22 protein-coding genes are annotated in these 23,712 nt (G+C 46.7%); 15 read left to right on the top strand and 7 right to left on the bottom strand.

Annotated features, from left to right (window positions below; translation table 11 throughout):
• The 6 genes from NG792_RS04010 to NG792_RS03985 form a co-directional block, all read left to right on the top strand.
• A partial coding sequence (locus tag NG792_RS04010; RefSeq protein ID WP_261234627.1) for a CHAT domain-containing protein occupies positions 1-2,239 on the top strand: 2,239 nt, incomplete at its 5' end.
• 704 nt (positions 2,240-2,943) lie between these two features.
• Complete coding sequence (locus tag NG792_RS04005; RefSeq protein WP_261234626.1) at positions 2,944-5,454, top strand: calcium-binding protein; 2,511 nt, start codon at positions 2,944-2,946, stop codon at positions 5,452-5,454.
• A gap of 68 nt (positions 5,455-5,522) precedes the next feature.
• Entirely contained in the window at positions 5,523-6,899 is a 1,377-nt protein-coding gene (locus NG792_RS04000) for an HD domain-containing phosphohydrolase (protein WP_261199436.1), read from the top strand.
• Between the two features lie 25 nt (positions 6,900-6,924).
• Positions 6,925-7,134 (top strand): hypothetical protein, encoded by a 210-nt coding sequence (locus tag NG792_RS03995; RefSeq protein ID WP_261234625.1) that lies wholly within the window; start codon positions 6,925-6,927, stop codon positions 7,132-7,134.
• 244 nt (positions 7,135-7,378) lie between these two features.
• Complete coding sequence (locus NG792_RS03990; RefSeq protein WP_261197704.1) at positions 7,379-7,984, top strand: pentapeptide repeat-containing protein; 606 nt, start codon at positions 7,379-7,381, stop codon at positions 7,982-7,984.
• A 321-nt stretch (positions 7,985-8,305) separates the two neighbouring features.
• Positions 8,306-9,067 carry an LmeA family phospholipid-binding protein gene (locus NG792_RS03985; protein ID WP_261197698.1) on the top strand — a complete coding sequence of 254 codons (762 nt, stop codon included), beginning with the start codon at positions 8,306-8,308 and terminating at the stop codon, positions 9,065-9,067.
• A gap of 30 nt (positions 9,068-9,097) precedes the next feature.
• Here NG792_RS03985 and NG792_RS03980 read toward each other — a convergent pair whose 3' ends face one another.
• The 4 genes from NG792_RS03980 to NG792_RS03965 all read right to left on the bottom strand — a co-directional run bounded on the left by NG792_RS03980 (position 9,098) and on the right by NG792_RS03965 (position 15,326).
• Positions 9,098-10,831, bottom strand: coding sequence for a hypothetical protein (locus NG792_RS03980; RefSeq protein ID WP_261197697.1), 1,734 nt, complete (start codon positions 10,829-10,831; stop codon positions 9,098-9,100).
• Positions 10,828-12,555 (bottom strand): hypothetical protein, encoded by a 1,728-nt coding sequence (locus NG792_RS03975; protein ID WP_261197696.1) that lies wholly within the window; start codon positions 12,553-12,555, stop codon positions 10,828-10,830. The genes NG792_RS03980 and NG792_RS03975 overlap by 4 nt, the downstream gene beginning before the upstream one ends.
• Before the next feature lie 68 nt (positions 12,556-12,623).
• Complete coding sequence (locus NG792_RS03970) at positions 12,624-14,336, bottom strand: hypothetical protein (protein ID WP_261234624.1); 1,713 nt, start codon at positions 14,334-14,336, stop codon at positions 12,624-12,626.
• Positions 14,337-14,381: 45 nt separating this feature from the next.
• Positions 14,382-15,326: a lysylphosphatidylglycerol synthase transmembrane domain-containing protein gene (locus tag NG792_RS03965; RefSeq protein ID WP_261234623.1), complete on the bottom strand. Its 945-nt coding sequence runs from the start codon at positions 15,324-15,326 to the stop codon at positions 14,382-14,384.
• A gap of 319 nt (positions 15,327-15,645) precedes the next feature.
• Between NG792_RS03965 and NG792_RS03960 the strand changes: the two genes are divergently transcribed.
• Positions 15,646-16,437, top strand: coding sequence for a Uma2 family endonuclease (locus NG792_RS03960; protein ID WP_261234622.1), 792 nt, complete (start codon positions 15,646-15,648; stop codon positions 16,435-16,437).
• Between the two features lie 131 nt (positions 16,438-16,568).
• Here NG792_RS03960 and NG792_RS03955 read toward each other — a convergent pair whose 3' ends face one another.
• Positions 16,569-16,691, bottom strand: coding sequence for a hypothetical protein (locus tag NG792_RS03955; RefSeq protein WP_261234621.1), 123 nt, complete (start codon positions 16,689-16,691; stop codon positions 16,569-16,571).
• Positions 16,692-16,743: 52 nt separating this feature from the next.
• On the opposite strand from NG792_RS03955, the gene NG792_RS03950 reads away from it, so the two are divergent.
• From NG792_RS03950 to NG792_RS03935, 4 genes are all read left to right on the top strand, one after another.
• Complete coding sequence (locus tag NG792_RS03950) at positions 16,744-17,064, top strand: hypothetical protein (RefSeq protein WP_261234619.1); 321 nt, start codon at positions 16,744-16,746, stop codon at positions 17,062-17,064.
• The gene (locus tag NG792_RS03945) at positions 17,061-17,426 is read left to right on the top strand and encodes an aspartyl protease (protein ID WP_261234696.1); all 366 of its coding nucleotides are present in this window, start codon (positions 17,061-17,063) and stop codon (positions 17,424-17,426) included. Before NG792_RS03950 ends, NG792_RS03945 begins: the two co-directional genes overlap by 4 nt.
• Before the next feature lie 176 nt (positions 17,427-17,602).
• Positions 17,603-17,923, top strand: coding sequence for a hypothetical protein (locus NG792_RS03940; protein WP_261234617.1), 321 nt, complete (start codon positions 17,603-17,605; stop codon positions 17,921-17,923).
• Complete coding sequence (locus NG792_RS03935; protein WP_261234616.1) at positions 17,920-18,285, top strand: aspartyl protease; 366 nt, start codon at positions 17,920-17,922, stop codon at positions 18,283-18,285. The genes NG792_RS03940 and NG792_RS03935 overlap by 4 nt, the downstream gene beginning before the upstream one ends.
• A 101-nt stretch (positions 18,286-18,386) precedes the next feature.
• Here NG792_RS03935 and NG792_RS03930 read toward each other — a convergent pair whose 3' ends face one another.
• A complete protein-coding gene (locus NG792_RS03930) occupies positions 18,387-18,770 on the bottom strand; it encodes a DUF5615 family PIN-like protein (RefSeq protein WP_261234615.1) in 384 nt (127 codons plus the stop codon).
• Positions 18,745-19,098, bottom strand: a complete 354-nt coding sequence (locus NG792_RS03925) for a DUF433 domain-containing protein (RefSeq protein ID WP_261234613.1) — start codon at positions 19,096-19,098, stop codon at positions 18,745-18,747. The genes NG792_RS03930 and NG792_RS03925 overlap by 26 nt, the downstream gene beginning before the upstream one ends.
• A 490-nt stretch (positions 19,099-19,588) precedes the next feature.
• Here NG792_RS03925 and NG792_RS03920 point away from each other — a divergent pair, with 490 nt between their 5' ends.
• The 4 genes from NG792_RS03920 (at position 19,589) to NG792_RS03905 (ending at position 23,681) form a co-directional block, all read left to right on the top strand.
• Positions 19,589-19,813 (top strand): hypothetical protein, encoded by a 225-nt coding sequence (locus NG792_RS03920; RefSeq protein ID WP_261234611.1) that lies wholly within the window; start codon positions 19,589-19,591, stop codon positions 19,811-19,813.
• A 204-nt stretch (positions 19,814-20,017) separates the two neighbouring features.
• Complete coding sequence (locus NG792_RS03915) at positions 20,018-21,466, top strand: AAA-like domain-containing protein (RefSeq protein WP_261234610.1); 1,449 nt, start codon at positions 20,018-20,020, stop codon at positions 21,464-21,466.
• Positions 21,456-23,396: an AAA-like domain-containing protein gene (locus NG792_RS03910; RefSeq protein ID WP_261234609.1), complete on the top strand. Its 1,941-nt coding sequence runs from the start codon at positions 21,456-21,458 to the stop codon at positions 23,394-23,396. Before NG792_RS03915 ends, NG792_RS03910 begins: the two co-directional genes overlap by 11 nt.
• A gap of 114 nt (positions 23,397-23,510) precedes the next feature.
• Complete coding sequence (locus tag NG792_RS03905; protein ID WP_261234607.1) at positions 23,511-23,681, top strand: hypothetical protein; 171 nt, start codon at positions 23,511-23,513, stop codon at positions 23,679-23,681.
• Positions 23,682-23,712: the final 31 nt, after the last annotated feature.

Genomic DNA, 23,712 nt, shown 5'->3' with positions numbered 1-23,712 from the left:
AGAAACTCCGACTCAACCGGGAACAGAAACGCCTACGCAACCGGGAACAGGAACTCCTACGCAACCGGGAACAGGAACTCCTACGCAACCGGGAACAGGAACTCCGACTCAACCGGGAACAGGAACTCCTACGCAACCGGGAACAGGAACTCCGACTCAACCGGGAACAGGAACTCCGACTCAACCGGGGACAGGAACTCCGACTCAACCGGGGACAGGAACTCCGACTCAACCGGGGACAGGAACTCCGACTCAACCGGAAACAGAAACGCCTACGCAACCGGGAACAGAAACGCCTACGCAACCGGGGACAGGAACTCCAACGCAACCGGGGACAGGAACTCCGACTCAACCGGAAACAGAAACGCCTACGCAACCGGGGACAGAAACGCCTACGCAACCGGGGACAGGAACTCCGACTCAACCGGAAACAGAAACGCCTACGCAACCGGGGACAGAAACGCCTACGCAACCGGGGACAGAAACACCGACTCAACCCACTCCAACTTCTCCACCCATAGGGTCAGATAATCCATCAACCGGACCGATTGTCGCTCCTGCAATACAGCCGAATCCAGTGCCTCCACCGTTCATTATTTCACCGGAACCGGATTCGAGCAATGCGCCGGGAGGGAATATATCCAACCCAGTTATACCCGGTAATAACGGCGGAGAGAATACCCCGATCGCACCGCTGGTCCCCACCCCTCCGATTGATCCGTCAACTCCAAACGGGGTATCGGCATCCGATGCGATCGTTCGTAACCTGCGATCGCTGCAATTAGAAGTTGCGCCGAATTTAGGAGAAACAGAGATTGCGAATACCCTAGTGCCACCTCCACCTCTTCCTTCTGTCGAGGGGATGGGTTCTGGACGGTTAGATTTAGCTCAAACTTCCGATATATCACAGTTGTCTCAATCCGAAAGTGGGTTAAACATTCGCACCGTTAGCCGGATAGATATTGAACAACAGGTTGATGGGGGAAATATAGCGGAAGCGGTTAGCCTTCTGGATATGTATTTTACCGAAGAACTGGGGGTTTATTTAGGTCAACCCGTAGCGCGTAATTTCCGAACTTTTAGCGCCTTACAAGAAAAAATAGTCCATGATTCTGAACCGACGGGGACTAAGCCAGCGATACTTTATACCTTCGTCCGAGAGCAAGAATTAGACTTAATTCTTATGCCCAGCAAAGGTGATCCAATTTACAAAAAAGTTGAAGCGGCAGATCGAGAAACACTTTTGAAAGTTGTCACCGATTTTAGGAAGGCCATTGCCGACCCGCGATCGCGCACGACCAAAAGTTACCAAGTTCCTGCCCAACAACTCTATGAATGGTTGATTCAACCCTTAGCAGCGGACCTGGTAGACCTGGAAATTGATACTTTGATGTTTTCAATGGATGAGGGATTGCGATCGCTTCCGGTTGCTGCCTTATACGATGGGCAGCAATTTCTCATTGAAAACTACACCATTGGCCTCATTCCCAGTGTAAATTTAACGGAAATGAATTATAACCCGTTGAACAATGCCCAACTCTTGGCAATGGGAGTCTCAGAATTTTCTGAACTGTATCCGTTACCGGCGGTCCCGGTGGAAATTGCCAGTATTCTAACGGAGTGGCCAGGTCAAGCTTTTTTGAATGAAAATTTGACGTTAAAAAATCTCCAAGAACAACGTCAGAAAGAAGCTTTCCAGATGATTCATTTGGCAACTCACGCTGATTTTAAACCGGGGTCTCCCAGTAATTCTTTTATTCAGTTATGGGATACAACCTTACCGCTTTCGGAACTGCGCCGACTGAAATGGAACGAACCGCCCGTGGAATTATTAGTGCTATCGGCTTGTCGCACTGCAATCGGCGATCGCAATGCGGAGTTGGGGTTTGCCGGGTTAGCAGTTCAGGCCGGTGTTAAATCGGCTTTAGCCAGTATTTGGTACATCAGTGATGAAGGAACTGTAGCCTTAATGAATGAGTTTTACAATCAATTTAGATCCGGATGGACTAAGGAAGATGGTACCCCTTCCTCCACCCGACCTTACATTAAAGCCGAAGCCTTACGCCGTGCTCAAATAGCAATGATTCAGGGAGACTGGCAGATTGAACAGGGTGAGTGGATTGCTAACAATCCATCTCGGAAAATTTCTCTGCCCCCGGAACTCAAACATTTAGCCAATCAAAATCTTAATCATCCCTATTACTGGGCTGCTTTTGTCATGATTGGTAGTCCTTGGTAACCTGAAAATTTCGCTGAAATCCAGGAAGAAACAGGTGGTAATTTTAAATCGGCATTATTTGGAGTCAAAAGGCCGATCCTCCCCTTGAACCCAGGATTTGCCTAAAAACAGCGCAAGGAGGTGAAATTCCCCACCCTATCCCGGTTCTCTCGACGGATAGGGGATAACCCAAGTAAATCTACCTGGGCTATCCCCTATCGGTGTCAATTTCGTCAATCCCCAGAAATCTTTACAAATCTTAATAAAACTATATAGAGTCTCACGTTATCTGCGTATTTTCCACAGGGTCCTTTAATTGACGGTCCGGATAATCATGTTATATTGAGGAAAACCACTATAACATTTAGACATTTAGGGATTTATGACTAAAGGACCTAGGGTGAGAACACCGATGCCCGGTATGGAAGAAGCGATCGCCAACGCACCAAAATAGGAGAGATGTATCCATCCTAGGGTATAAGAGGTGAGCACTGAATCGCCGCCTCTATGTATTTTGAGAGAGATGTGAATACCTGATTAATCCAGTCTAGGACTAAAGTTCTCTCGATTGGGCCATATCTAAATCGGTAACAAACACTTAAGATCAAGTCAAGTCCTGAATGTTATTGCCTCGATCTTGATGAAAGAGTCCAATAATTCAGAAGGTTAGTCGTTTCCACAAACCTTGGGGGATATAGGGTTTTTTCATAAAGGGAGGAGTGTATATGCCTGAGCTAACAACATTGGGTTTAGATAGTCAAGTTAATACAACCGTGGAGGGAGATCAGGTTAACCCTCGAATTGCCAGCAATGGACAGGGACTGACGCTAGTCGTCTGGGAAAGCCTGGGGAATCCCCCGGGGATTTATGCCCAACAGTATGACAATCAGGGCAATCCCGTCGGGGATGAGTTTGAAGTTGCCCCAGGTAACAATCTCAAAGATCCCGTAGTAGCGATCGCCGCCGATGGCAGCTTTGCGATCGCCTGGGAAGAAGCGGGTTCGGAAAACGGTATATTTCTCCAGCGGTATGACAGTGCTAGAAATCCCGTAGGAGAGGCGATCGCCACCTCACTCACCAACGCCGGAAACCAGGGATCTCTGGCTATCGATGGTCAAGGAAACATTCTCGTGGTGGGGGCCCAGGGCAAGGGCGCGAATGCAGACATCTTCGTGGAACAATACAACGCCCAAAACGGACTGATTCAAGACTTTCAGGTGACTAACGGGGGAATCAATGCAGCTAACCCCACGATCGCAATGTCCGCTAACGGCAATTATGTCATTGCGTGGCAGCAAATTACCCCCGGAAATCAAGGAGGACCCGCTCGCAATATTGTAGCCCGCCGCTTCGACACTAGCGGGCCACTGGATTTGCAACCATTTAACGTCAATACCACCAGTCAGGCTAATCAAGAGAACCCAATGGTGGCGATCGCCCCCGATGGATCAACCTTCTCAGTCTCTTGGGAAAGTGGCGGAGGCAATGCAGCCGGGGGTCTGTATGCTCAACGCTATGAGTTTGATTCCGGCGAAGCGATCGGGGGTGAAATTAAACTCGATCCGGGAATCAACGTTGCCACTAAAGCTGTAGCAATAGGTGCCGACGGAAGCCTCGCGATCGCCTATTCAGACGAAAATAATTCCCCCACCTCTGATATCTACGTCAAGCGCTACAATCGCGAGGGAACTCTTCTCAATCCCGAGGAAACCGCACCCATCAATGCTGACACCGAGGGCACTCAAACCTCCCCGGCGATCATCCAGAACCATCAAGGTAACTTCATCCTGGTCTGGCAAAGTCAAAATTACGACGGGAGTGGTTATGGAATCTATGCTAAAGGTTTGAAGGCAAGCGTTTCGGAGCTTCCCAAACTGATTATCACCCCGACCCAAGAGATCTTGGAAGTCCCGGAAGGTAGCAGTCGAGAACTCTACTCGGTGGTTCTGAGTCGTAAACCCACCGCCGATGTCACCATCACCCATCAGATGGGGGAGGGAATTGAACCCCTAAATCCGCTCATTTTCACCCCAGATAACTGGGACATCCCCCAACCCGTCACCCTGACCGCGATCGCCGATGAGATTGAGCAAGGCGATCGTCCTTTGGAAATCCATCATCAAGCTACCAGTGCTGACCCCGATTACAATGGACGGGAAGTGGGTTCCGCCGAGGTGACCCTGGTCGATGTTCCCCCTCCCGTGACCCCGGGTGGGGTGAGATTAATCCAACCCATTGGCAGTACGGAGGTTCTTCAAGGGTTCAGGGGGGACTCGTATAAAATCGCCCTTTCCCAGAAGCCGACGGACACCGTTACCATCACGGTAGAACTGCCGCAGAGCCTCTTAACGATGGCACAGGGCTTTCCCCAGGGTGACTCCACCTCGGAAGAAACCGCCAACTTCACCATCACCTTTACCCCAGAAAACTGGAACGTCTCCCAAAGCATCATGGTGAATGCCTTAGATGTTCCCTATGTACCGAGTCGCAGTTTCCAACACGGAACGCCCTCGGTGGGGATTCACTATGCTATTAGCAGTGAAGACCCGGCCTATAACGCCTTAGAGATTGATTCCTTAAGTCTGAACTACAACAATACTAACAACCGGGGGATGGAGAAAACCCTCAGCCAAGCTTCCGCACTCGGACTGAGCCGGGTAGACGATCGCATTACCGGCTCCCCGGGCGATGACGTTATCCACGGACGCGAAGGGAATGACATTATCTATGGAGTCGCCGGGAACAATATTCTCTATGGACAGGAAGGCAACGATGGCATAGAGGGCGGTACAGGTAAGGATATTATCTATGGCGGTGCGGGAAATAATCACCTGTATGGTGGTGCCGGGGAGGACATTATCTATGGAGGGGAAAACAGCGATCGCATCTATGGAGGAGACGGTAACGATATCCTCTTTGGCGGCGGGGGCAACGATCGCCTCTTTGGCGATTCCGGTCGCGATAGCCTCACCGGAGGTCCAGGTAACGATAGCTTTGGCATCGGTCCGGACACCGGGGGAAACAGTCTCACCGAAGCTGATCTGATTACGGATTTTACCAACGGGGAAGATATCATCGAATTCGTCGGCAATCTCACCTTTGCGCGTTTGGAAATCTATCAAGGGACAGATGCTTTTGCGGGGGATACCATCCTTCGCGATCGCGAAACCGGGGAATATTATGCTCGGTTGCAAAATGTCATCGCCACCAGCTTAGACGCCTTTGATTTCGTTTAAACCCGACGCACATTCACAGCAGTCCCCATTGCCGGTATGATGGGGAAAATAATAAATCACCCTATAAGATGAATCCGGAATCCACACTCAACCAGCTAAAAGCCGCCTGTCCTCAAGGACAACTGCCTTCTAGCTATGGAGTTTACTTTAAGAATACCCTCGTGGCCCTGTGCCACGCCCTCGAAGATCATCTTTTAGACTCTTCCCCCACGGACTCGGACCAGAAACCCCTGGTTTTAGTCACCTTTCAACAAGGTAAGTGGTACTTGCAAGAAGCGGAACGATATTGGGACCTGGCCCAGCATTCCGGCCACGTGGCGATCGCAGCCCTCTCGGATAGTGGCTTTAGCACCCACCGCACCAGCCAACTGGAAAACGTCTCCTTAGTGGAACTGGATCCGGAGGATAGCTTAGTTAATGAATGGAATTTAATCATTATCGCGCCCACCTATCGGGCAATGCTGTTATGCCACGAGCTTTCTGACGAAGAGTATTTACCCGAAGGTCAACCTTCCGTAGATATGGAACGCAAATTCTATGGAATGTGGACCTTTGACCAACAACTTGTCACCAAATCCGCAGAAATTTTAATCGAGGCATTTCGGCCCTACAATTCCCCCCTGTGCGATCGCCTGGGCCAACAACTCCAGGATATCCTCAACACCGAAGGTCTTCCCCAGACCGATATGACCGGGGTGGTTAACCGCATCGTCACCTACCTGCAAACGTCGCAACAGCAACTGGTGACCATGAGCCGCCAAACCCGCGAACTCTGGGAATTAGAAGGACGCGCCCTGAAAATCAGCCGGAATTTGAATGCGAATAAACTGCAAGCCTTCTTACGCATGGCCCAGCGCGTGGATGAACGGGATCAAGCCAATCCCTGCGCCTGCCTACAAGTTTCTGCCTTATCTGAAACCGTCGGTCAATTGCTAGATTTGCCCACCCTGCAACTGCGGCGACTGCGACTGGCGGGGTTACTCTTCCGGATTGGGTTAGTTTCGGCACCCCTAGAAATTTTTGCCAAAACCTCCCGAGAGTTAGATGAAGTCAGCTTAACCTTTTGGCGCGATCGGGCTATTCTCAGCGCTCAATTACTCTCTGCCATGCCCGAACTAGCCCCGGTGACCCACATTGTCAAACATCACCTGGAATACTGGGACGGCAGTGGCAAACCTGATGGACTGCGAAGGCAAGATATTCCCCTAGAATCACAAATTCTGGGGTTAGTGTCCTATTTCCAAGAACTCACTCAATCTCGCGGTTCGCGATCGGCCCGCAGTCTATCCGATGCCCTCGAAAAATGTCAAGCTCGCAGTAATACCCGGTTTGACCCCCAATTAGTCGATACCCTCTCCCATATCGTCCGACTTACAGAAATGGGCCTCATGCAACTCCCCGATCGCCCCTCTCAATTGCCCAATGTTTGGTTAGAAGAAGCCTAGTTGGGGAGATGGGGAGATGGGGAGGATGGGGGAGATGGGGAAGATGGGGGAGACCGCCATCGAGATGGGGGAGATGGGGAAGATGGGGGAGATGGGGGGGATGGGGGAGATGGGGAGGATGGGGGAGATGGGGGAGATGGGGGAGATGGGGAGGATGGGGGAGATGGGGGAGATGGGGAGGATAGAAAGAATGTTCTTAGTAACGACTTCAGTCGTTATCTTTCTGATTTCTTAGTAACGACTTCAGTCGTTTGCCCTCCGTTTCTCCCCATCTCCCCCATCCTCCCCATCCCCCCTATCCTCCCCATCCTCCCCATCCCCCCATCCCCCCTATCCTCCCCATCCCCCCCATCCCCCCTATCCTCCCCATCCTCCCCATCCTCCCCATCCCCCCCATCCCCCCTATCCTCCCTATCCTCCCCATCCCCCCTATCCCCCCTATCCCCCCTATCCCCCACCCACCCACTCACCCAAATTTCATGGATTTACAAGAGATTCGACAAGGAAAAATTAAAAATTTGCGAAATGCCGACCTTTCGGGGGCCGACTTAAGCGGCGCTAATCTGGCCCTGGCAGACTTGCAAGGAGCCAATTTAATGGGAGCCAATCTATCCGGGGCCGACCTGCGCGGGGCGCAATTGCGAGCTAACTTACGGGGTGCCGACCTCACCGGGGCCATCTTATCTGGGGCGGATTGTCGGAATGCCGACTTGCGCGGGGCGATTTTAGTCGATGCCAACCTGCGCAATACCAGCTTTGCTGGGGCTTTTTTAGCCGGGTCCATCTGTAGCCAATTAGATTTGAGCGGGATAGACTTGCGCGGGGCGGATTTGCGCGGAACCCTGTTGAATCGGGCCATTCTGCAAGGGGCTGAACTGAGTTCCGCGAACCTTTCCGGCGCTGACTTATCCTCTGCTGACTTAGAAGAAGCCAATCTCAATGGGGCCATTTTATGTGGAGCCAATTTAACTGGGTCTAACTTGCTCTGTGCAACGATGGAGCAAGCTGAATGGCAAGGAGCAAGACTGGAAGGCGCTTGTGTGGAAGGGACGCCTTTGGGAGAACGGAGAACGTCGGAAGGATGAACTTAAGAAGGGAGTTTTGGGGGAATTTCTCCTTAAAAAGGTAGATTTTTTGAGGTCAGTTTCCTCCAATCTGGGTACAGACCCCACCCTATTTTCCCCAGATCCAGGGCAGGGCCATCAAAGAAATTCAACCCGTGAAAAGACGACGGGCTATAGGGTTAAGGGGTTGAGGGACGACAAATCAACCCCGGTCAATTCCCCAATTCTCCCTCTGTTGCCCACGGTCACCCCTGGTTTGCCTTATGATGTCTATAACCATCACAAAAGTTTACATTTTGTAATGAACCGTTATAATAGAGCGGTAAACAAACCTGCAAAAAAATGGTATCCTCATTGTTTGGCAGTAAACCGTTTCAAAATCAAAGTGGTGATGCCCTCGTTAGTAAAGTAGCGGGAGCCGCGATCGCTGCGTTGTTCAAGAAATCTGAAAAAGTTGAAGCCAATGTCCGAGCAGAACCCGTAACAAAGCTGTTGCAGGGCAGCGTCGATGGCTTTGACTTCATTGGCAAAGGAATGCTGATGTATAATGGCCTGCGGATCGAGAACATGGAGTTGTACTTGCAAGCCGTTGCCATTGATATTGGTGCGATTTTTGCCGGTCAAGTCCAGTTACGACGACCCACCAGCGCCACCCTGAGAGTGGTTTTAACCGAGGCAGACTTAAACACTTCCTTTAATACACCGTTTGTCGTCGAAAAACTTCAAAGATTACAGTATCAAGGTGAGTCCCTGAATTTTCACCAAACTCAGGTCAATCTCACCCCAGATAAGAGAATTCAAATCTTGTCCCAAGTGAGTCTAGGCAACTCTGACACAACGATCGCCCTGGATATGACCGCCAGCGTTCAGGTGGAAGAACGCAGGAAAATCCAATTTATCGAAGTGAGTTATGGCGGAGATGAGAAGGCGGTTGAGTTGGGCAAGGAGTTGATTAATCATGTCAATAACCTGCTGGACTTAGATAAATTTGCTTTAGAGGGAACCCAATTGCGGGTGGATCGGATTCGACTGCAAAACCAGGAAATCGTCTTTTATGGTTCCGCGCAGATCGAGCAGTTTCCCTCGGGGAAGGGTAAAAAATAAGTGAGCGATCGCCTCAAATTTGGGGGGTCGCTACCGGGGGCGCTTTGTCAGACACTCTGCCTGGAGTACGACAAAATCGCCCGCCTCAAACTCAGTACAAGGGGCGATCGCTTTTACTAATGCCGGAACTGTTCCCCGTCGCAGTGCTGCCTCAGCTTGCTTGGCCGCCTTAAAAAGCGGTTGAGTTTCGGTTAGTTGAAAGCGGCGCAACCACGGGCTTTTTTCTAAATACTCCGGGGTAAAAGCGGAGCGTTCTACAATCCATAAATCAATCCCATATTTTTGAATCGCTTGCTGGACGGCATCCAATTTTTCACTATATTGAGCACTCAAAATTTCAATCGCCCGTTGATTGAGTTCTTGATAATAGGTCTGATGATATCCAATCACATAGCTGGGGCTGACCAAAATAGACCGATTGGTAAAAGCAGGCAGATTATCGGTTTCTTCAGCAATGGAGGCAATTAAAGTATCTTTGGGTTGGGTGGATAAAAATTCATAGAGGGGTGAAAATTTCCCAATTTTGTAATCCACATCGGGAAATTTTCTCAAAAGAATCGGATAAATTAGCAAAATTGTCAACAAGACAGTAGCTGTTAGTCCCCAAATGAATCGGTAGGTTTTTGCCTGAGTCGTCCGCAGTTTTTGAACCAACCATTCTAAAATTAACGTCAAAGAAATGGCCCCGGCGATCGGCATCACCAGTCTCAGACTATGTTCCGTATAGCGACTGGGAAGATGCAGTTGAAATAACAGCGCATGAGCCGCCAAAAACATTGCCAAGGAAACAAGCAATAATTGCGGCAACAGAATCAGGCGGGGGCTAATTTTTTCAGCCAGAGGAAACCGGGGAGCAAATCGCAACAGAACCGGCAACAAAACCCCTAACCAAATTTGCGGTAAACTAAAAGAAAGTTCGCACCATTCACTGGGAAAAATCCCTGTGCGCCGCCAACATAGCCAATATTCCAGAGGATTATCAATAAAAAAGCTGGGCCATAAAGTTTTGGCTTGGTCAGCGGTTAAAACTGGACCATATTCGGAAGATTTCAAGGCATAAGGTAACATCACTGCCAGGGCTACAGCTAAACCAATCCCGGACAGTAAATAATTTTTCCGGTGGGGAGATAGAGAAATTCGGCCCTGATTCCAGGACAAACAGTGGAACAGTAAAAGACCCGATGCTAGAAAAACACATTGGGGATAAAATAGTCCTAAGAGGGCAATGGTTACTCCCGTTAGGATAATATTTTCTCGCAGCAAATAATACAAAAAAGCTAAAAATAAGGGATAGGCAAAGGCAACGGGTGTCGCGGAGGGAATATCATCTTGTAACCAAAAGTTTTGATTCAGCAGCAATCCGCAGATAAACGCGGCAAATGGCACAGGGAAAAGCTGCATCACGACTTTAAAGCAATAGAAAGTGGCGACAATGACCAGAATTAAGGGCAGGATTTTATTCAATAAAAACGGGTTAATTCCCAGTTTGGCCCCAATCTGATAGAGTGTTGTATATCCTGCCGGGGCCACGGATTCAAAATAGTCCGCCATCACATCATCTGGAAATAAATCGGCATCTAAAAAGCGCTGCATCCAAAAGACGTGCTGCCTTGCATCATCTTGGATGATATAAGGGTGAGATAAAGCAATTTTTAAGGCAAAAATTGCATAAATTGCCGCCACAGCGAGGGTTCCAATCAGCCAGAAAATCTGCCCTTGTCGCGAGGAGTTGGAGATAAGGCGAAGAAAGCGGGATGAGATCATAGAGGGGATGAAGCGACAGTGAGAATACAGGCAGAATCTAAGACAGACAATTTACCCATTTGGAATACGGTACAGCGATCGCCAACTGTTGCTAAAACCGGGGTCATGCCTTTTTCCAGTTGGGCGATCGCCTGATTCGCAGCCGGTTGATATTGCATCATCCAGCGATCAGTTTTCAGATATGAGGCTGTAAACATATCTTCCTCAATTAACCAAAAATCAATACCATATTCGGTAATGAACTGCTCAACTTCTGCTAAATTGGGGCTGTAATGGGCGTGAATTAAATTGATACTCCGTTCCTGGATTTCTGCATAATACCTTTTATGATAAGGTACGACATACCCTTCATTGCCAATCAAAATTGACCGCTGACTAAATGAAGGAAGATTATTCACTTCATCGGTAACTGATGCAATTTGAATATCTTTGGGCTGTTGGGCAAAAAATTCATATAATTCCGGAAAATACCCAAATTGATAATCAGTGCGAGGAAATCTCTTTAACCCTAAAGGTTCTAAAATAAGGGCGGCTAAAATGATGTAACAGCCAACCCGAGTGATAGCTTTTTTATTTATATTTTCCCCAAAAATCAGCAGTGTATCCATGAGCAGGGTAACGGTGATTCCAGCGGCGATCGCACTGACAATCCTAAAGGTATGTTCCGTGTAGCGACTGGGTAAATGTAATTCAAATAACAGCAGATGAGATAAGAAAAACATTCCTAACGATGCCAGAATAATCTCCAGCAAAATACCTGCCTGTTTGAGCTGCCCCGACAAAGGAAAAGCCCCACGAAATCGGAGTAGAAGGGGTAAAATTGCTCCTAAAATCAGCGGGGAAATTATCCCAAATCGAGGCATCATCCCGCTGCGTTGTCCAGTAAACCAGTAATGGCCCCAATCCTCGCTAAAAAACTCACTTTTACCCCGCTTTAAAAACTCCGGCAAAGTTTTAGCTTCAGCCGCAGTAATCACGGGACCATAATCATCAGATTTGAACATATAAGCGATAATAACTATCGCGGCAATTCCGAATAAAGTGCCATAAAATTGATACAGCTTTCCCGGTTGCTTCCGATGAGGACGCCAATCAGTAAGACGCAAAAATTGTAAAGTTAAAACTCCAAGGGCAACTAACAAACATTGCGGATAAAATAACCCCAAAAGGGCAACGAATACCCCTGTTCCCAAAAGGTTCTGCCGCAATAAATAATAGAGAAATCCGGTAAATAGGGGATAAACAAATGCCACGGGAGTTGCTGAAATCACATCATCCCGCATCCAGATATAATGATTTAACAATAACGCGCTGATAAATCCCGCAACTGGCACCGGCAACAGTTCCATCGTGATGCCAAAACAGAAAACTGTGGTGATTAATCCTAAAATAGGAGGTAGGAGTTTATGCAACAGCATCGGAGAAATACCCAACTTGGCAATTATCCAATAGAAGGCAGTATATCCTGCTGGTGCAACGGATTGAAAATAATCGGCTATCCAATCATTAGGAAATAATTCGGGGTCGATAAAACGCTGCATCCAAAAAACGTGCTGCCGTGCATCATCTTGTACCACATAGTCGATACTAAACGCGTGCTGTAATACCAAACTTCCATAAAATGTAGCAAAGACTAAGGTTAAAGTCAGCCAAAAAATCACGGTAGATTTTGGAGATTTTTCCAAGGGACCTGTCAAAAATCGATGCAAATAGGGCATTGCCATAGATAAGAGAGTGAAGTTGGAGAAAGGGAACGGAATTAAACCGTGTGAAAGGGGCCGAGAATTTACTCTTAATCGTTGATCATACACTGAGATTGGACGACCCACAAATCTCCCGTGTTAAACACCGTACAACGGGCGATCGCCTCCGCCACGAAGGGCACAGTTCCCGCTTCCAAGGAGGCGATCGCCTCATCTGCCTGCGGTTGATACTGTTGCAACCACCGATTTCGGGCAAAATACCCTGGTTCAAACGCCGATTGCTCAATTAACCAAAAATCGATGCCATACTGTTCAATCACCCCTTGCACCACGGTTTTATCCCCACTATATTGAGCGCGAATTACATCCCGCATCCGTTGGCTAAATTCACGATAATATCCCTGATGATAGGGAATTGCATATTCTCGCCCGACTAAAATAGATCGATGGGAAAATGTCGGTAAATTATTCGCTTCCCCGCTTAAAGAAGCAATTAAACTATCCTGGGGTTGCTGTTGGAAAAACTGATACAAATCCGGAAAGGGTCCGGGACGATAATTCGTGCGAGGAAAACTCGGCGTATAGTTGGGATAAAAAATCAGGGCGACGGTGAAAAATAGCATCATGCCTGCTGCCATAAGTTGTTGTCTGTGCCCGGAAAAGGGTGTTAAAACCTTCAATGCCCAATCCATCAAAATTGCCATCAAAATTCCCGTGGCTACGGCTAAAACAATTCTAAAACTATGATCTATATACCGGCTGGGTAGATGCAGTTTAAATAATACAGAATGAGCCGTAAAAAACATCAAAAGTGCCGCCAAAATCAGATTTTTTAATACCTGCCCTGCTGGAGAAAGTTGAGAAACTAGAGGAAACCGGGAGGGATAGCGACAAACCCAAGGTAACACAATTCCCACCCAAATCAGCGGCGGCAGTACAGGGGGGAGAATTCCCGATCGCTCTCCAATTAACCAGAAATAAAAAGGGTTTTCATGGTAAAATGGGTTCCTTCCTCCGGGCCATAATTCTGGGGAAGTCACGGCGTCAGCAGCGGTTAAAACCGGACCATATTCATTAGTTTTCAAGGCATAAGGCAACATCACTGCAAAGGCTACAGCTAAACAAATTCCGGAGAACAGATAATCCCGCCAATTGCGAGACAGAGAAATCCGCCAGGATTGCCAAGAAATTAGACGGAAGAGGAAGAGGGCGGAACCGATGAAAACATACTGGGGATAAAAGAGTCCCAACAGGGCGATCGCCACACAACTGCCAACTAACTGATTTCGAGATAAATAATAGAGAAATCCTACAAAGAGGGGATATAAAAAAGCGCGGGGAGTTGCGGAAACTACATCAAATTTCATCCATAGACTTTGATTTAACAGCAGACTACTGATAAATGCAGCCAATGGGACCGGAAACAACTGTAAGGTTAATCCAAAACCGTAAATTGTGGTGATGAGAGCTAGGGCGATCGGTAGTAACTTACTGAACAATAATGGCTCAATTCCTAACAGTGCCATTCCCCGATAAACTGCCGTATATCCTGCCGGGGCCACGGATTGAAAATAATCGGCAATGTAATCGCCTGGGAATAAGTCCGGGTTCACAAATCGCTGCATCCAAAAGACGTGCTGCCTCGCATCATCCTGAACTATATATTCACCATTAAAGGCTTTTTGCAACGCCATAATTCCATAAATGGCCGCAAAAGTCAAGCTCAAACTGAACCAAAAGATAACAACGGGACTGAAACGATGGGAAATAGGGCCAGTTAGGAATTTTCGTAAATAATTCATAGTTAAACAGCAGCGATTTCCGGGAAAATCAATTTTAGAGGATTCCTAACGATTTTGGGTGCGGAGGGTAGATAAATATCGCTCTAAAAACGGTAATCCCGCAATTGCTGGGAGCAAATAACGAGCGGTACAGAGTAATCCCAAAGCTGCTCCCGTTGCTTCTCCAAAATAGGGCTGATAAAACAGAATTAAGGCGGCATCTCTGGTTCCGACTCCTGCAAAGGTTAAGGGCATCAACCCGGCAAGAATGGCTAAGGGAGAGAGGGCAAGGTTGGTTAAAAAAGGCGTCCAGGCATTCAGGGCGAGGATAAAGAACCAAATTTGTAAGAGATGGCAAAACCAGAGGAAAATAGAAGTAAGCGTAACCGTCACCAACCGACGGCGATCGCCCCAAAAGTAATCGTGCATTTCCCCCCAGGAAAAGCGTAATTTGTCAAGCTTAATTTTAATCTTTTTTGGGGCAATACGGGAAGCTAGTCCAAAACATAACCGCGCAAACCGAGGAGAACTCAACAAGAATAAGCCAACGATTAATCCTCCTGTAACCCCCGTCGTCATCGCCCAAAATAAAGCATCTTTCGCGGGATATAAGAGCAAGCCAAAAACGCACCATAAGAGCAAGGAGAGCAAATCACAGGCTTTTTCAAACACGACCAACGAGAGGGCCAAAGACCCACTTAAATGACCGCGATCGCGCATAAAATAAGCCTTAGCAATATCCCCCATTTTCGAGGGTAATACCATATTTAAAACACTAGAAGCCAGAATCAGCCGATTTGCCTCGGGAAAATCTAGCCCTGAACTTGCGGGTGCAAGCTGCTGTAAACGCCAACTGGTAATCGCCACCAGGGGGACAACCATTCCCAAACTCACCACCATCCAGAGGCGATCGCAATTTTGAAACACCTGAACCAACCTGGGAAAATCAATTTTCCAGTAGATCACCACCAGAATGAGTAAGCTAATCGTCAGAGAAATCAGTCGTTTCATCAATCCAGAATTAAGGGTGAGTGGAAGGGGACAAAAGCGCACGCCTTAGTTTCTTAGGCATCTTCTTGGCTTGCACTCTCCTGCTGATCATAGTCTGTAATAATACTGCAAATGTCATCGGCAGAAATATCGACTTGTTCAGATTTGGGATAAATCGTTACCACAACGATATCCTATGACCGATTTATCATTAGGTTCAATTTCTGAATGTCTCAAGCAAACCCTAAGCGTCAGGACGATTCATCAATCACCCCGACAAGACGCCAGACTCAGAGCCATGATATAGTAAAAAATGAACCCTACCCTGGCAGGAGTCATCATGTTAGCTAACTCACCCTCTTACACCATCACCTGGGAAAAGTTGCCCGATGATTTTGTGCTGCCTGATGACCCCGTGGATAACATCAATCAACCAACTCTGGCGGCAGCCTTAACCGAAAGTTTGGAGTTAGCGGGAAAACTCCCTGAGAGTGCCTTGACTCCCACTAATTACGGCATTTGTGCCACCTTCAATGGCAAAATAGTCGTCAAAGCACCCGATTGGGCTTACATTCCCCATATTACCGTTAAACGTTCGGAAGTCGAGCGGAGTTATACCCCGCGACTGCAAGGGGAAATTCCCTCCCTCATTTTAGAGTTTTTATCAGAAACCGAAGGGGGAGAATATTCTATCAAACCAACCTATCCCCCCGGGAAATTCTTCTACTATGAGCAGATTTTGCTAGTCCAAAACTATGGCATTTTTGACTTAGAGAATGGGATATTAGCACTGTATCGGTTAGGAGAAAATCAGCGGTATCAACTGGAATCCGCCAATGAACAAAGCCGGTATTGGATACCCGAAATGCAGCTATTTTTAGGAGTCTGGGAAGGACAACGAGAAAATCGTTCCGGATACTGGCTACGGTGGTGGGATGAAGCGGGCAATTTACTCTTGTGGCGTAATGAACGGATTGAACAGGAACGGCAACAGGCGGAACAGGAACGCCAACGGGCTGAACAAGAACGCCAACGGGCTGAACAGGAACGCCAACGGGCTGAACAGGAACGCCAACGGGCTGAACGATTAGCGGCTCAATTACGGGCTGCGGGAATTGAACCCGAAGAGTAGTTTTAGAGTTGTGGATTAGGTGTTTTTATAACTAATAATACTTAATCCACAAATCCTATTCTTAAGCGGAGATAAGTTTTGAAAAACCTAGTAATACTTTAATTAACTAATATTACAAATTGACCATTGAATCAAGAGGCAATCGCCATTTCTACCCTTATCCAATATGACAGATTGGCAAGGGGATAAAAGTTGCGATCGCACCTTTTATCATACCAAATCCCTTTTTGTTCATTTTCGAGCGACTTGTCCATCAACTGAGTTAAAATAACAAATATAAGCTTAACTGATTTAGGAGAATAACCCATGAGACAACTTTCTGACACCGATCGCACGCCCCGACTGGGCAGAGTCTTTCCGGATAGTAACTACACTACCGAAGAAATAGCCCAACGCAAGGCAGAAAGAGAGGCATTAATGCAACGGTGTGATGCCATTTTTGAGGGAGTAAAACCTAAGCTCATAGATGATTTCTACGACTGGTTTATGGTCATTGAGCCAGAAAGTGGTGACTACTTCATCGACGAAGATGAAGATTTGGCAGTACAAAAAGCACATGAAAAATATCCAACAACTGCCTGTGTCATCTACTGTATCAATGAAACCGGAGCCTGTTGCCGAGTATGATTGATGGAGAATTTAATAGAAAGGGAGAATTAGTCTTTGACATGGGTTTAATTGCTGCCGATCGCACTCATTGCCCTGTTAGAGTAATTCTCGATACGGGGTTCAATGAGTGGTTGCTGATTAATAACAAAGATGCGGAGAATTTGGAATGGTTGCGTCAGCCGGATACCCGCAAAGCCCGCACAGCAGGAGGAACAGTAATTTTGAACCGCTACGAGGGAATCGTACTCTTAGATGAAGAGGAATGGATCGTTCCCGTTTTAGGGGGAGACGAAATTAAAGACATTCTTTTAGGTGTGCGGTGGTTGCGATATAAGCGGCTGGTTGCCGATTTTGCCGCAGGGTTACTCACCTTGGGGTAGGTACAAGAGCGATCGCTATTTTATCCGCCACAAGCATGACTGATTGACAAGTGCATGAAAGTTGCGATCGCGCCTCTTGCCATACGCAATCCCTTTTATACTCATTTTCGAGAGAGTTCTTCATGAACTGAGTTAAAATAAGAGATAGAAGATTGACCGATGTAGGAGAATTACCCATGAAAAAACTATCTAAAACTCATCGCTCTACCCGACAGCTTAAAAGTGGCTCTCACAGCAAGCACTCACCTGAAGATATAGCTAAATTAGAGGCAGAACTAGAAAAATTAATGAAATGCTGTGACGCAGTATTTGAACGAGCAAAAGCAGATTTGATAAACGATTATTACGACTGGTTTATGGTCATAGAGCCAGAAAGTGGTGACTATTTTCTCGATTCCGATGACCGGGTAGCAGAAGAGAAGGCCCGGGCAAAATATCCCCTTGCCCAATGTGCAGTCTACTGCGTCAATGAAACGGGATCCTGTTACCGAGTATGATTTCAGGGCAGTTTAATAGAAAGGGAGAATTAGTCTTTGATATTGGGTTAATTGCTGTAGATGACACCTATTCTCCAGTCAGGGCAATTCTAGATACAGGTTTCAACGATTGGCTGCTGATTAATGCCCAAGAAGCAGAGGATTTGGGGTGGTTGCCTGTGGGATATCCAAGAAGAGTCCAGACAGCAGGGGGACAAGTATTTTTGAATCTTTATGAGGGAAATGTACTAATTGATAACGAAGAATGGATTGTGCCTGTCTTAGGAGGATATCGCGTCAAAGAGATTCTTTTAGGTGTGCAGTGGTTGCGACATAAACCGCTGGTTGCTGATTTTGCCGCAGGGGTGCTGACATTAGGGTAGTTGGAGGTGCGATCGCTGTTTTATCGGCCTTGAACCATTACAAATTGACAATTACATGAAGGATGCGATCGCATTCAACTGCTGTGGGCGAGGCATCCACTTTACAGCCTAACATCACCGACTTGAGTCAAGGGCAGAAAAACGATTTGGTCTTGATATTCATCATCAAATGACCCTTGGGCAATCAATATCAACTCTTCTATATTTTTACCGATACTTAAACTAGGGCTGAGAATAAAAATTCCCGGAATGTGGCGATTTTGTGCAATATTTTCCGTTAAATGAACTGGCATCGATCGCCGGTTATTCGTCACGAGTATGAATTCATATTCTTCACACCAAAGCAGAATCTCTGGATCTTTCGTTCCGGTGGAAGGTGTGGCAGGTTCTCCCACTGCACGAACCACCAGATCCGGTGCTTGCTGACGCAATTGCGTTACATAAACCGGATCCACATTTTCATCCATGAGATACTTGAGGGTCATTTGCCTGTTTCTTTGTCTCTAGTTCGTCTCGCAGTTTCTGGAGTCGGGTGGCGGCTGGGTGACGGTTCATCTCTTGTGCTTTTCGTTGCTGATGTCCCCACTCTAACCAGTCAGCAATATACTTACTCACTGCTTCTTTGTTGTGTAAATAATAAAGAATCGTAGCATAAACTTGTTCTAAAGTAATACTGGAAAAGTGTTTGACAATCTCCTCGGGAGTGCGATCGCGATAAATGTACTCATACAGAATACTTTCAATCCCGACCCTCGTTCCTTTGAGCCGAATATCATCCGGGGAGAGAAAGTCAAAATAGTTTTCGATATCCATAGTTTCACTGTCTTGTCCCAGAAATCTACCTCAGAGGTTAATTATTTTAACAAATCCCTCTGAAAATTAACCTCTGAGGTGCATTCTGTAGAACAAGGCTGTTTAAAACATATAACAGATTAACAATAACATGAAATGTGTTACATAATTTTGTAAGCAACAAATTTCTGAACAAAACTTCAGGGGAAAATTATAAAGCGTTATTTTACTGGATCACATAGGCAATAGTTGGCAATCTGCAATAATTTACAAAAAAATAAGCCATTGGAGTTTCTCCACTGTTTAACCTGTGGCTCTATCTTGACAACACTAGAGAGTGTAGTGTTATAATGTCTGCCAAGTATTTTAAGCCGCACCAGACGACTGGTGCGGCTTAAACCAACCAAGGGATCATAACTCTGGCCTGATAGGAAAAGAGCCTTTTAACCCAAATCCACCGCTGAGTTCCCCAACTTGGTCAGTCAGAACCCTGACCAATAAGGAGGTCAATATGCCCTTGAAAGAGATAGTAGAAGCCCCAATTTTGGCTAAGGGCTTAGTTTGGCGATATGGCAAGTATTTTTTGTTTGGTTTTCTGCTATTCGCCTTTTTGGGAACTATCCGCTCAACACAGATTGACTCTGTTGAAAAAAGCTGGATGATCCCTATGTTGGGTGGCTTCTTAACACCCTTCTTAGGCTGCTATATCGCTAACAAGTACAAGAAGAACAAGTAAGTTTAAATACTACTTGTTAATTTAGCTGGTAGGGTTTGCCGACTCTACCATTTTTTTGCTTTCGCTTGAGCTTGTTGTAAGACGATATTAACATGGTACTCAGTCTGCGCCAAGTGTACTCGTACACGGTGTACCAACACTCACGAGATGAGGTTCGTGTATGCTCTCGTGTATGAGATACCATTTTTGGGCTATCCTAGAGTCATGGACGACAAACAGCGCTTTCACAGGGCATTTGAGGAACTGACACCCAGGCGACGGCAGGTGTTGGAGCGGTTTTTGGCTGGCAAGACTGATGCACAGATTGCCAGCGAGCTTGTGATGGCTGAAACTACCGTCCGCAAGCACATTCAGAATATTAGCCGCAGCTTTTTCCTGGAGGGACGCGCCCAACGGGAGGAGTTAAAAGCCCTATTTCGCCAGTACAAACCCGAACTGCTGGGTGGGTCCTCTGTTGTCACCCCGACCCTGGAAGAACCGCAGCAGGATCTTGCGCCGGAAAAAATAACGCCCATGACGGGGGTGGTGCCCCTGAACTCACCCCTCTATATCGAACGGCAAGCCGATCGCCTGTGCCGAGAAGCGCTGCAAATTGGCTCCAGTCGTCAAACTTCGGTACCGTTTCTGCGGATTAAGGGGGCGCGAGGGCTGGGCAAGTCTTCGTTATTGATGCGACTGCGGCATTGGTTAGAAAACGAGCAAAAGCAGATCGTGGGTTTTGTGGATCTCGGTGGTTTTGACTTTGAGCCAGGGGCATTCAGGGATCTCAATAAGCTACTGTATCAGTTCACCTATGCAGTTGCCCACAGCTTTAGCGCGATTGTTCCTAACTTGCGTCCCCCCGACCTGAGAGAGTATTGGCGGGACGATGTGGCCGCAGCATCTAACTGCACCGATTATCTGGAAACCCATATTTTTGCTAAGATTAAGCAGCCGAAAACTCTGATAATCGATGGGATTGATAAAGTCTTGGGTCGCCAAGAAACCCAAACCCCATTTCTTAATCTGCTGAGGTCTTGGAATGAACGAAAAATGAAGTATGTGGGTCAAGGCGCGATCCTATGGCCGAGTCTTGCGATCGCCTACTCAACCGAACCTTTCCCGCATTATGAAATCACCGATTCTCCCCTGCAAAATGTAGGAATCCAAGTCGAGTTAGAGGAGTTTGATGTCGAGCAAATCGTAGACTTGGCAAAAGACTACTACAAATTGGAGTTAAACTACAATGAAGTGAATTATATCAGACAACTTATTGGCGGTCATCCGGCTTTGCTCAATGAAGCGCTCTATCAAATGAGTCAAAATGAAATCAAGCCTGAAATTTTAGAAAAGCAGTCACATGAACTCAGCAAATATTTACAAAAAATAGAGATTCAGGTAGAGCAAAAAAAATACATTTTTACAGAATTAGTTAGTAGAAATGATCCGTTTGATTACGGTTTGGGAAAAATTCTTAAATTATTACAAGCCCATGAGGAGTTAATGCCCTGCTTTAAAAAGATTGTGCAAGGGGAAAGATGTACGGATGAATTTGCAAAATATCAGCTAGAACTCGCGGGTTTGATTCGAGGTTATCCCTTTGAAGTGCGGGTTCGCTGTGAATTGTATCGCCAGTTCTTTAACGCCTACTGGGGGTTAGAGCGTGGGAAGTAGCTTTTACAGATCGGAAGGGGGAGGTTTAGAACCCAAAGCCCCCAGCTATGTGCGGCGCGAGGCAGACGATCGCCTGCTAGAATTTGTCCGAAACGAGCGCAGCAGTTGCGGCGTTTGCTATATCTTAGCTCCTCGGCAATCCGGAAAAACGAGCCTGATGAATCAAACTGCCTCTCAACTGAGGAACCAAGATATCATCTGCTTGCAACTTTCACTACAGGAACTCGGAAACTTTGACTCCGAAGTTAAATTTTATTTTAATTTACTGCGGCGTATTTGTCAAGAACTAGACAAGTTTGCCGGATTCCCTATTAAGGGGACAGGTGGAAATTTAATAAAAGCCTTGGATCGAGTTTGGTACGCAAATCAAGACGTGCAGCCCGGACTCAAATTTAAAGAATTTCTAAATACAGAAATTTTAGTCCCTTTCGACAAAAAGTTGGTGATTTTTATTGATGAAATTCAAAGCTTAATTGCATGGCAGTTACAAAATACGTTTATTGGGTTCCTAAAATCCCTATCGGAAACGAGGAACGAACCCGCTTTGAAGCAACTGGCGTTTGTGTTGCTGGGTGTTGCCAAACCGTCGGACTTGGTGACGAACTACATTTATGCATTTAATTTTGGTGAGCAAATCGAACTCAGCTACTTGACGGGAGACTGCGAACCCCTGCAACGAGGACTGGAAAGCGCCACTACCAATCCCGCCAGAGTCCTCAAAGCAATCCTGAGTTGGACGGGAGGACAACCCTTTTTGACCCAAGTATTGTGTGACTTAGTGGCAAAGGGTTCGGCAATATCAGAGGATATTGATGTTGAGGAGTATATTGATACTCTAGTCGAGGAGAATATCTTGGACAACTGGAGACGGCAAGATCGGCTCAATCATTTTCACGGGATTGAAAACTGGTTCCGTCGCGTGAATCCCAGTCAAAAAGTGAGTAAGTTAGCCTCGCTGAGAATCTACAGCCGCCTTCTAGCTTCCGGTAAAAGAGCCATGAAGTTCGATGGATACGATCCCCGCCACTGGGATTTACTGATTTCAGGGATAGTCAAAAAAGAGGAGGATTACCTAGCCCTTACCAACGGGATTTACAAACAAATTTTCAATCTGAACTGGGTTAATGAGTGCGAAAATTATTTACAGGAGGATTTTATGGGATCCGCACCCTTTGCTACAATTTACAATCGGGATGTTTTCATTTTAATTGACCAAAGCGCTTCAATGACTAGAAAAGATGCTGTTACAGGCCATCAAAGCCGGTATGAGTATCTCCAAGAAATTGTCGAAGGGCATATCAACTCCATTCTTTCTGAAACGAGCGACCCAACTGCAAAAGCTGGTGAAAAAATATGTGATTCGGTGTCTGTCTTCTTTTTTAGTCGCAACGCAGTCGCAGATTATCCCATCACAGTACGGGATGCTGCACAAGTGCAAAGCTTATTTTTAGAAAATAAACCGAAAACGAAGACGTTTATTGGGCCGACTTTGGAGCGATGCTTAGATATTTGGCTGGCAGAAGGTAAAACAAAGGATCGGGGAGCATTTTTCATCATTTATACCGATGGATTGTTTGATGATGAACCGCGCTTTGAAGACTGTCTAAAAAGAGCTTGTCAAAAAATTGACAGTGAAAAGGAAGTCAAGTTTGTGATCCTGGGTTTGGGTACGGATATCGATGTAAAAAGTTTTTTGGAGATAGACTTTAATGTGAATAACAAAATACCTCACAACATTGTGATGTTTAATTTAGTCAATAAACTTGAGGATGATGATATCCTCCTAGAATTGGAGCGGCAACTAGGAGACGATGCGGGTTTGGCATTTCCGGATTGGGTCAAGGAAGAATACCCCGATTTTGTGAAGAAAGTCACGGAGGCGCATCAGAAGAAAATCACGGAGGCGCATCAGTCGTCTGGGGGGAGCTGACTCCTGGGTTCCGGTGGAGATGACTCAAGAGGGCGAAGGGATGAAAGCTACCTCGCCCTTTTAGTTTGGGAATGGCGCTGTGTTGGTTTCTCTGACAGCAGCGCCATTGAGGATTTGTGGCAGTTACCGGAAGCGCCTCGTGAAGCAAAGCTATCCCGTAGGGAATCGCAGACGGATTTGAGACCGATCGCCACCCTCAATATTTCTCAATATTTGACGCTATTTGACGCTCTCACAAAACGGGATAAATTAGAACTCGCCGCCCAACTGATTTATAATATCTAGCCAATAGAAATGAGCAAGTATTTTCAATATT

This window comes from Laspinema olomoucense D3b (genome assembly GCF_025370785.1).
Classification (GTDB): domain Bacteria; phylum Cyanobacteriota; class Cyanobacteriia; order Cyanobacteriales; family Laspinemataceae; genus Laspinema; species Laspinema olomoucense.
The sequence above is the reverse complement of the archived record's forward strand: the minus strand, read 5'-3'. Positions and strand labels throughout refer to the sequence as shown.

Bases quoted from the DNA above. Each gene is read 5' to 3' on its own strand.
- NG792_RS03995 (WP_261234625.1), top strand. From the start codon at position 6,925: ATGGGGGAGATGGGGAAGATGGGGGAGACCGCCATCGAGATGGGGGAG.
- NG792_RS03935 (WP_261234616.1), top strand. From the start codon at position 17,920: ATGATTTCAGGGCAGTTTAATAGAAAGGGAGAATTAGTCTTTGATATT.
- NG792_RS04005 (WP_261234626.1), top strand. From the start codon at position 2,944: ATGCCTGAGCTAACAACATTGGGTTTAGATAGTCAAGTTAATACAACC.
- NG792_RS03925 (WP_261234613.1), bottom strand. From the start codon at position 19,098: ATGGATATCGAAAACTATTTTGACTTTCTCTCCCCGGATGATATTCGG.
- NG792_RS03955 (WP_261234621.1), bottom strand. From the start codon at position 16,691: ATGGACAAGTCGCTCGAAAATGAACAAAAAGGGATTTGGTATGATAAA.
- NG792_RS03970 (WP_261234624.1), bottom strand. From the start codon at position 14,336: ATGAATTATTTACGAAAATTCCTAACTGGCCCTATTTCCCATCGTTTC.
- NG792_RS03960 (WP_261234622.1), top strand. From the start codon at position 15,646: ATGTTAGCTAACTCACCCTCTTACACCATCACCTGGGAAAAGTTGCCC.
- NG792_RS03945 (WP_261234696.1), top strand. From the start codon at position 17,061: ATGATTGATGGAGAATTTAATAGAAAGGGAGAATTAGTCTTTGACATG.
- NG792_RS04000 (WP_261199436.1), top strand. From the start codon at position 5,523: ATGAATCCGGAATCCACACTCAACCAGCTAAAAGCCGCCTGTCCTCAA.
- NG792_RS03975 (WP_261197696.1), bottom strand. From the start codon at position 12,555: ATGGCAATGCCCTATTTGCATCGATTTTTGACAGGTCCCTTGGAAAAA.
- NG792_RS03915 (WP_261234610.1), top strand. From the start codon at position 20,018: ATGGACGACAAACAGCGCTTTCACAGGGCATTTGAGGAACTGACACCC.
- NG792_RS03940 (WP_261234617.1), top strand. From the start codon at position 17,603: ATGAAAAAACTATCTAAAACTCATCGCTCTACCCGACAGCTTAAAAGT.
- NG792_RS03980 (WP_261197697.1), bottom strand. From the start codon at position 10,831: ATGATCTCATCCCGCTTTCTTCGCCTTATCTCCAACTCCTCGCGACAA.
- NG792_RS03920 (WP_261234611.1), top strand. From the start codon at position 19,589: ATGCCCTTGAAAGAGATAGTAGAAGCCCCAATTTTGGCTAAGGGCTTA.
- NG792_RS03930 (WP_261234615.1), bottom strand. From the start codon at position 18,770: ATGACCCTCAAGTATCTCATGGATGAAAATGTGGATCCGGTTTATGTA.
- NG792_RS03985 (WP_261197698.1), top strand. From the start codon at position 8,306: ATGGTATCCTCATTGTTTGGCAGTAAACCGTTTCAAAATCAAAGTGGT.
- NG792_RS03990 (WP_261197704.1), top strand. From the start codon at position 7,379: ATGGATTTACAAGAGATTCGACAAGGAAAAATTAAAAATTTGCGAAAT.
- NG792_RS03950 (WP_261234619.1), top strand. From the start codon at position 16,744: ATGAGACAACTTTCTGACACCGATCGCACGCCCCGACTGGGCAGAGTC.
- NG792_RS03965 (WP_261234623.1), bottom strand. From the start codon at position 15,326: ATGAAACGACTGATTTCTCTGACGATTAGCTTACTCATTCTGGTGGTG.